Annotated in this window: 8 protein-coding genes and 1 pseudogene; 8 read left to right on the forward strand and 1 reads right to left on the reverse strand. The window is 63.3% G+C overall.

What is annotated here, in order from left to right; translation table 11 throughout:
* The 6 genes from ABYV89_RS12250 to ABYV89_RS12275 all read left to right on the forward strand — a co-directional run.
* Nucleotides 1-1,274, forward strand: a 1,274-nt coding sequence (locus ABYV89_RS12250; protein ID WP_432823242.1) for a carboxypeptidase-like regulatory domain-containing protein, incomplete at its 5' end; no start/stop codon positions are given.
* A 5-nt stretch (nucleotides 1,275-1,279) separates the two neighbouring features.
* On the forward strand, nucleotides 1,280-2,158 hold the full coding sequence (locus ABYV89_RS12255; RefSeq protein ID WP_432823243.1) for an ABC transporter substrate-binding protein: 879 nt from the start codon (nucleotides 1,280-1,282) through the stop codon (nucleotides 2,156-2,158).
* Nucleotides 2,139-2,882 (forward strand): ABC transporter ATP-binding protein, encoded by a 744-nt coding sequence (locus tag ABYV89_RS12260; protein ID WP_432823244.1) that lies wholly within the window; start codon nucleotides 2,139-2,141, stop codon nucleotides 2,880-2,882. Before ABYV89_RS12255 ends, ABYV89_RS12260 begins: the two co-directional genes overlap by 20 nt.
* Nucleotides 2,876-3,661 carry an ABC transporter permease gene (locus ABYV89_RS12265; RefSeq protein WP_432823245.1) on the forward strand — a complete coding sequence of 262 codons (786 nt, stop codon included), beginning with the start codon at nucleotides 2,876-2,878 and terminating at the stop codon, nucleotides 3,659-3,661. Before ABYV89_RS12260 ends, ABYV89_RS12265 begins: the two co-directional genes overlap by 7 nt.
* A gap of 14 nt (nucleotides 3,662-3,675) precedes the next feature.
* The gene (locus tag ABYV89_RS12270) at nucleotides 3,676-4,926 is read left to right on the forward strand and encodes a PQQ-binding-like beta-propeller repeat protein (protein ID WP_432823246.1); all 1,251 of its coding nucleotides are present in this window, start codon (nucleotides 3,676-3,678) and stop codon (nucleotides 4,924-4,926) included.
* A gap of 11 nt (nucleotides 4,927-4,937) precedes the next feature.
* Complete coding sequence (locus ABYV89_RS12275) at nucleotides 4,938-5,372, forward strand: hypothetical protein (protein WP_432823247.1); 435 nt, start codon at nucleotides 4,938-4,940, stop codon at nucleotides 5,370-5,372.
* 48 nt (nucleotides 5,373-5,420) lie between these two features.
* On the opposite strand, the gene ABYV89_RS12280 is transcribed toward ABYV89_RS12275, so the two are convergent.
* Nucleotides 5,421-5,987, reverse strand: coding sequence for a manganese efflux pump MntP (locus ABYV89_RS12280; protein WP_432823248.1), 567 nt, complete (start codon nucleotides 5,985-5,987; stop codon nucleotides 5,421-5,423).
* Between the two features lie 202 nt (nucleotides 5,988-6,189).
* Between ABYV89_RS12280 and fabI the strand changes: the two genes are divergently transcribed.
* Complete coding sequence (fabI, locus tag ABYV89_RS12285; protein ID WP_432823249.1) at nucleotides 6,190-6,957, forward strand: enoyl-ACP reductase FabI; 768 nt, start codon at nucleotides 6,190-6,192, stop codon at nucleotides 6,955-6,957.
* Nucleotides 6,958-7,046: 89 nt separating this feature from the next.
* Nucleotides 7,047-7,804 (forward strand): annotated as a pseudogene (locus tag ABYV89_RS12290) (GTPase HflX); the annotation flags it as partial.

Genomic DNA, 7,804 nt, shown 5'->3' on the forward strand with positions numbered 1-7,804 from the left:
AACTGCTGGCCGAAGAAAAAGTCGCCGTCGAGGGGGATCTTGAAATCCTGTTCGCGGCCCGTGACAACTGGTGGGGGGAGCTTGCGACCGCGCAGATGCGCGATTTCGCCGGAAGCGGGAACCAGGATATTTTCGAGGATGTTTTCGACAAGCCCGACACCGAGTACCTGGGCAAAAAATATCCCCGCGACGAGGTTATTTACGCCCCCTGGGCCGCGCAGCCCTTCGCGGCGGCCGGCCGCCAGCTCAAGCAGTATGCCGGGTTCAGCGGCAAGGTGGTAAGGGGGGGCGCGCCGGTATCCGGGGCCCGGGTACACGTTTTTCGCGAAGCGGCCGCCGATTTTCACGGCGAGGGGTTCACCTTTTCGGCCCCGACCGACCGGGATGGCCGCTTCTCCCTGCACCTGGCTCCGGGGCGTTATTACCTGGTCAGCAAGAAGACGGCGGGCGGCTTCCCCGATGCCAGCCCGGCTGAAGGCGATCTTTTCGGCTATTACGGCGGCAACCCGGTGACCGCTGCGGCGGGTGTCGAAACCGCGATCAATCTGCAGCTGCTCGAGGTTTCGACGGTTCGGTCCGAGCCGTCCGCTGAGCCAGGGATGACGGTGCTGGAGGGGCGGGTGAGCGGTACCGATGGGCCGCTGGCCGGGGTGAATATCTACCTCTATCCCGATGCCGCCAGCGGTTTTCGCGGACCCGATCTGTTTGGCCCGCAGGGCGCGGTTCCCGGCGGTACCGATGAACAGGGATATTTCGCCGTCGATGTCCCGCCGGGGAGTTACTACCTGGTGGCCACCCGGCGGCAGGACGGTCAGCTCGGCCCGCTGCAGGTCGGCGACCTGTTCGGCTTTGCCGCGGCCAACCCCCTGACCCTGGACGAGGGGCAGCGGCTGTCGGTCCGCCTGCGCCTGGTGGAAAAACTCCGTTCGCAGCAGGCCCGCCATTCCGGCGACCAGCTGGCCGGCATCCGCGGTACGGTCATCGATGCGGCGGGAGTTGTGCCGGCGGGGGTCTACGCCTTTGCCTTCAGCGAACCGTACCCGGTCGGGACGATCCCGCCGTTCCGTTCGATGCCGGTCTCTGCCGACGGGGAGTTCCTGCTGCCCCTGGCCGGACCGGGAACCTATTACATCGGCGCGCGCAGCGGCTACGGCGGCCCGCCGCTGCCCGGTGAATGGCACAGCTTTCACGGCGACGCCCAGCTGCAGCGGGTCGAGGTCGGTGAGGATGGCTCGACCGGCCCGGTAAAGATTGTCGTGAGGCGGATGGAGTGAAGTATTTGATTTCTAGGAAATTGATCGCGGGGCTGACCCTTCTGCTCGCACTGGCGTTCGCGATTTCGGGCCACGCCGGGAGCGGGGAACCGGTCCGCATCGTCTCCCTGTCCCCCGGGTTGACCGAGATTCTTTACGCCATCGGCGCCCAGGGGCGCCTGGCGGGGGTTTCCCGGCAGTGCGATTACCCGCTGGCCGCCCGGCTCAAGCCCAGGTGCGGTGATTTCAATCATCCGGATATGGCCCGCATCGCCAAAGCCGGCGCCGGCCTGGTGCTGCTGAGCGAGCAGGTTCGCGATGCCGACCTTGAGCTGCTCGCCGAAGCCGGCCTGCAAGCCAGGGTCTTCCCGGCCAGCAGCGGCGACGACATCATCCGGTCGATTCTCGCCATCGGCGAGTTGACCGACAAGGTTGAGCGGGCCAGGGAGCTGGCCGCCGAACTGCAGGCCGAGATGGATCGGATCGGCGCCCGCCTCGGTCACCTGGCGGAAACCCAGCGGCCCCGGGTCTATCTCGAGGTCGACGGCCCCCAGCTTCTCTACAGCGTCGGCCGGGACTCCTTCATGTCCGACCTGATCCGGCGGGCTGGCGGAAGCAACGTCTTTGCCGACCGGCCGCTGCCGTACCTGGCGGTGTCGACGCAGGAGGTGGTGCAGGCCGATCCCCAGATCATCCTGCTGGATCACCCCTTTCAGTACAAGGTCGGGGCCGCCAAGCGGGAGGGCTGGGACGGCATCAGCGCGGTCCGCAGCCGGCGGATTTACGACGCCACCGATTTCGACATGATTCTGATCAACCGCCCGGGGCCGCGACTGCCTCAGGCGCTCAACGAACTGGCCCGGATGTTTCACCCGGAGGTATTTGATGTCCAGAAAACTGATTAGCGACCCGGTCATCGTGCTCGAACGGGTCAGCCGGGTGTTCGACCGGCGCTGCGTGGTCGACGGCATCAGCCTGGCGGTCGGCCGGGGGAGCGGTTTCGGTCTGCTCGGCGCGAACGGGGCCGGCAAATCGACCACCCTGAAGATGATCTACGGCAGCCTGCGGCCGAGTGCCGGGCGGATTCTGGTCAACGGGATGGACGTGGTCCGCCAGCCCCGCCAGGTCAAGCGGCAGCTCGGCATCGTTCCGCAGGACGACCTGCTTGACGGTGACCTGGGGGTTTACGACAACCTGTTGTTTCATGCCCGTTACGCCGGCATTTCCGGGCGCAATGCCCATCACCGGGCACAGCAGCTGCTCGAAAGCATGGAGCTGGATCCTTACGCCGATCAGCTGATCGGCCAGCTCTCCAGTGGTCTGCGCCGGCGACTGGTCCTGGCCCGGGCCCTGCTGGGGGCGCCCTCGATCCTGGTGCTCGACGAGCCGACCCGCGGCCTTGACCGGGACAGTCGCCAGCTTTACCTGGAAAAGCTGCGGCAGCTCAAAAAGGAGGGGCTGACCCTGCTGGTCGCCACTCACCTGGCCGAAGAGCTCGAGGCGGTCTGCGACCGGGCGGCGATCATGGACCAGGGACGCCTGGTTGAAAGCGGCTCCTTTGCCGAAATCTGCAAGCTCGCGGTTCGGCATAACATCCCCATGGGCGAAGGCCGGGCCGCCCCATGCTGACAGCCCGGCTGCTCGATCGCCTCTCCGTCGGCGGGCCGCTCTGGGTCTGGCTGCGCAACGCCCGGGTCTGGTCGCGCAACTGGAAGACCAGCCTGGTCGGAACCATCGGTGAGCCGCTCTTTTATTTTCTCGGCCTCGGCTACGGTTTGAGCACCATCGTTCCCCCCATCGGCGGCCTGTCCTACCTGAATTACGTCGTTCCCGGCCTGATGTTGTCCGCCGTCATGCACAGCACCACCATCGAGGCGACCTACAGCACCTTTTCCAAGCTGGAGCACCAGCAGATACACGCCAGTATGACCCTGGCCCCGCTGACCTTTGAAGAGATCGTTCTGGGCGAGATGCTCTGGGCGGTGACCAAGGGGCTCGCCAGCGGCATCACGGTGCTGCTGCTGGCCTTTCTGACCGGGGTGGTACCGCCCTGGCCGGGGATTCTGCTGGTCGGCCTGCTCCTTTTGGGCGGGCTCATCTTCGCCAGCCTCGGCATGATCGTCACTTCTCTGGCGAAATCCTACGATTCCTTCAATTACTATTTCACCCTGGTGATCTCGCCGATGTTCTTTTTCTCGGGGATTTTTTTTCCGCTGGACAGCCTCGGCCCCTGGGCCGGCGTGATATCCTGGCTCTTCCCCTTGACCCACCTGGTGGCCGTGTCCCGTGCCTTGTGTCATGGCACCGCGGGGGGCGCGCTGTTGCCGGAACTGGCCTGGCTGACGCTTTTTGCCGTACTGGCTTTTGCGGCCGCGGTCAAGCTCATGGCCAAGCGCTTTTTTCCCTGATGCCGGAGCTTCGAATGGAAAGTCTCCCCCGTCATTCTCGACCCTTTTCCATCTCCCCGATGGCCTGTCTCTGCCTGCTGTCTGCGCTGCTCCTTTTTTGCGGGACCGCGGCTGCACTCGCGGCGGGCGACCAGTCCATGTTTCGTGGCAATGCTCATCGCACCGGCTATCTTGCCGAGGGTCCGCAGCCGCCACTGGCTCTGAAATGGAAATTCAAGACCCGGCACGGGGTGCGGGAAATCGAATCCTTTCCGGCTGTGGATGACGGCCTGTCGCCGGCCAGCGTTAACGGCGGGGTGGTTTACGTCGGTGGACATGACGGATATGTGTATGCTCTTGATGTCGAAAAGGGGACTCTGCTCTGGGAATTTGCCACCGGTGGCCGGGTGGTGTCGACGCCGACTTTTCATGACGGCGTGGTCTACGCCGGTTCGACCGATAATTACCTCTATGCGCTTAACGCCGGCGACGGCACGCGTTTGTGGCGCTACAAATCGGGGGTACGCCAATTCCGGACCATCAGCTACCGGGGCATCCGGTCGTCGCCGCTTATTGCCGACGGGGTGGTCTATGTCGGCGGCTGCGACGGCCGCATCCGTGCTCTCGACGCCAAGAGCGGCCGGCTGCGCTGGCTGGTCGATACCGGCACCGAGGGGAGTTACGCCTCACCGACCAGCGACGGTGGCGATCTTTACGTCGGCAGCGACGGCCTGAAAGACAGCCACCTCTTTGCGCTCAAGGCCGACACCGGCGAGGTGCGCTGGAAGTTCCCGGTGCCCCGGCAGATTTACGCTACGCCGGCGCTGGCCGACGGCATCCTCTATGTACATGTGCGCGACGACCATGTCTATGCGCTGAGAGCCTCCGACGGTTCGCTGGTCTGGAAAACCCCGGCAGCCGCACCTCAAGGGGAGGCCCAGGTCTTTACCGATCTCAGCAAATCATCGCCGGCTGTTGCGCCGCAGATGGTTTACGTCGGCATCGGCAATGACCTGGTGGCGCTCGAGCGGACCAGCGGCAAGGTGAAATGGCGGGCCGCTACCGGGCGCAAGGTCGATTCGTCGCCGCTGGTGGTGGGAGATACGGTGTATGTCGGGTCCGATGACCGGAGCGTCTATGGTTTTGCTGCCGGGTCCGGGAAGAACGTCTGGAGTTTTGCGACCGGCGGCAAGGTGTCTATTTCTCCCTCCGTGGGAGAAGACTTGCTGCTGATCGGATCGAATGACGGCTTTTTGTATGCATTTGGAACGGTGTCAACCCCCTGAGGAGGATCTTCATGCAACTGAAACGGATGGGGCTGGTGATTCTGCTGCTAACCATTTCTCAGGTGGTGTCTGCCGGTTCGGGATCGATTGGCAAGGTGGCGGGAAAGGTGGCTTGGGACGATATTTCCCGTTACCGCGGGGTGGCCGCTCTCTGGCAGCGCTGCGACTCGGCTGCCGGCGTCTTGGTCGAGACGATTGGTGATCCGGCGTTTGCTGTCGAAATTGGTGCGGACGGAAGTTTCGTCATCGAAGCGCCGGCCGGGGAGTATTGTCTCGGCGTGGTGGTCAAGCGAACGTCCGGTCCGGCGCTGGGGCCGCCGGCAGAAGACGATCTCGTCTTCATGACTCCCGGGCAAAATGGCGAGCTGTTCAAGGTTGAAATTGAATCGGGAAAAACTCTCGATGTGGGCATCCGGACTGACGCCTGGTCCTTTTCTGCGCCATGATCCAGGGCGCTGGACGATTGTCCGATGGCACCGTTATAGTCGCGCCTGCTATTGGAAGAGGGTGTGCTCCAGCAGAATCTTCAGGCCGATGCCGCACAGCACCAGCCCGCCAAGAACTTCCACCCGCTTGCCCCAGAGGCTGCCGATGCGGCCGCCGAGCAGCATGCCGATCACGGTCAGCACGCCGCAGACCAGGCCGATCATCACGGCCGGCAGCCAGACGCTGACCCCGAGCATCCCCAGCGACAAGCCGACCGCCAAAGCGTCGATGCTGGTGGCGATCGCCAGCATGACCATGGTCAGGCCGCGGGTCGGGTCGCACGGGCCGGTCTCTTCATCCGCTTCGGCAAAGGCCTCGCGGATCATCTTGACGCCGACGAAAGCCAGCAGGCCGAAGGCGATCCAGTGATCGTAGGCAGAGATATGGCGCTGCACGGTGATTCCCGCCAGCCAGCCGAGCACCGGCATCATGGCCTGGAACAGCCCGAAGTGAAATCCGAAGCGAAACAGGTGTCGGCCGGTAATCCGTTCGAGGGTGACGCCGGCGGCCAGGGCCACGGCAAAAGCATCCATGGCCAGGGCCACGGCGATGCCGAGTATGGTCAGCAAGTCCATCTTCAGATCCCTTCAGCTTTTTTCATCGTCGGAATTGTCGTCTCCAGGCGCCGGCTTGTCAACGGCTAATCGGCACTCTTTTAATTGGAATGACAGCCGTTGATTCCCAACGGCCGCAGGCTGGTCAAAACCGCTTGCTTTATCTTGTGCGATCTGCTAAGAATCTCCATTCAAACAAGGCTATAACGCAAGGAGATATTAAATGGGTTTGATGGAAGGAAAGCGCGGCATCATCTTCGGTGTGGCGAATGATATGAGCATTGCCTGGGGGATTGCCCAGCAACTTAAAGCTGCCGGGGCCACCCTGGCATTCACCTACCTGAACGAATCCCTCGAGAAACGGGTGCGCCCGCTCGCGGAGAGCCTTGATGCCGAACTGATCCTTCCCTGCGATGTCTGCAAGGACGATGACATCGCAGCGGTTTTTGAAACCGTCGGCAAGGAGTGGGGCTCCATCGATTTCGTCGTGCATGCGGTCGCCTTCGCCAATCGTGAAGACCTCAAGCATGGCTTCAGCCAGACCAGTCGCGCCGGCTTTCAGCTGGCCCTCGATATCAGTGCCTACTCTCTGGTCGCCATCACCCGCTACGCGGTTCCCCTGATGACCAGTGGCGGCAGCATCGTCACCATGACCTACCTTGGCGCCGTGCGGACCATTCCCAACTACAACGTCATGGGGGTGGCCAAGGCCGCACTCGAGGCCTCGGTGCGTTACCTGGCGGTCGAACTGGGCGAAAAAGGGATCCGGGTCAACGCCGTTTCGGCCGGCCCGATCAAGACCCTGGCGGCCTCCGGCATCGCCAACTTCCGCGAAAAACTCAAGCTGATGGACGACCGCGCACCGCTCAAGCGCTGCGTTGATCAGGAAGAAGTCGGCAAGGCCAGCATGTACCTGCTGTCCGACCTGGCCAGCGGCGTAACGGGAGAAATTCACTACGTCGACGCCGGTTTCAGCATTACCGGTGCATAACCTGTCTTGCGAAAAAAATCCCATCAAGGGGCCCCTGTGGCCCCTTTTTTCGTTTTCTTGCCCGGCTAGCCGGATGCTGCGAGGCCAGCGTGATACAGGGTAATCTTTCGGGTCTCAAGGCGAGCCAAATTCAGGCCCTCGAACGGATCTACCGGCGGCGGATTCCGGTCGACCAGGTGATCACCCCGGAGCTGGCCCGTTATCTCACCGAGCGGTCTTTCGACATGAAGCGCCAGGTTGGCGTCATCATCGACCGCCAGGGATCCATCAAGCACGTCATCGTCGGTGACGACCGCGAGATCGTCATTCCCGATCTCTCCGATGTCGGTCTCGGCCGCAGCGGCCTGCGCGGGCTGCGCTGCATCCACACCCATCTCAAGGGGGAACCTCTTTCCCAGGATGACCTGACCGACCTGGCCCTGCTGCGGCTCGACCTGATGGTGGCCATCGCGGTCGGCGAGGGGGGGCTGCCGGGACGGGTCCACTACGCGCATGTGCTGCCGCCCGGTTCGGGGGGACAGAGCGTCGAGACCCTCTCCGCGCCGTCGGTGCATGATCTTGACTTCAACGCCGAGGCCTTTGTCAACGCCCTTGACGAGGAACTGGAACGGAAGATGGGGGAAACCATCGACCTCTCCGATTCCCGGGAAAAGGCCATTCTCATCTCGGTCAGCCAGGGCGCCCGCCAGGAAACCGAGGATTCTCTCGATGAGCTGGCTGAACTGGCCCGCACCGCAGATTTACTGGTGCTTGACCGGGTGATTCAGCGCCCGCGCCAGCTCAACCCCAAGTACCTGATGGGGGAGGGGAAGGTCAAGGAAGTCATCATCCGCGCCCTGCAACAGGG

Origin of the sequence: Trichloromonas sp. (assembly GCF_041583255.1) — a bacterium.
Lineage (GTDB): Bacteria > Desulfobacterota > Desulfuromonadia > Desulfuromonadales > Trichloromonadaceae > Trichloromonas.

Bases quoted from the DNA above. Each gene is read 5' to 3' on its own strand.
- fabI (WP_432823249.1), top strand. From the start codon at position 6,190: ATGGGTTTGATGGAAGGAAAGCGCGGCATCATCTTCGGTGTGGCGAAT.
- ABYV89_RS12275 (WP_432823247.1), top strand. From the start codon at position 4,938: ATGCAACTGAAACGGATGGGGCTGGTGATTCTGCTGCTAACCATTTCT.
- ABYV89_RS12265 (WP_432823245.1), top strand. From the start codon at position 2,876: ATGCTGACAGCCCGGCTGCTCGATCGCCTCTCCGTCGGCGGGCCGCTC.
- ABYV89_RS12280 (WP_432823248.1), bottom strand. From the start codon at position 5,987: ATGGACTTGCTGACCATACTCGGCATCGCCGTGGCCCTGGCCATGGAT.
- ABYV89_RS12270 (WP_432823246.1), top strand. From the start codon at position 3,676: ATGGAAAGTCTCCCCCGTCATTCTCGACCCTTTTCCATCTCCCCGATG.
- ABYV89_RS12260 (WP_432823244.1), top strand. From the start codon at position 2,139: ATGTCCAGAAAACTGATTAGCGACCCGGTCATCGTGCTCGAACGGGTC.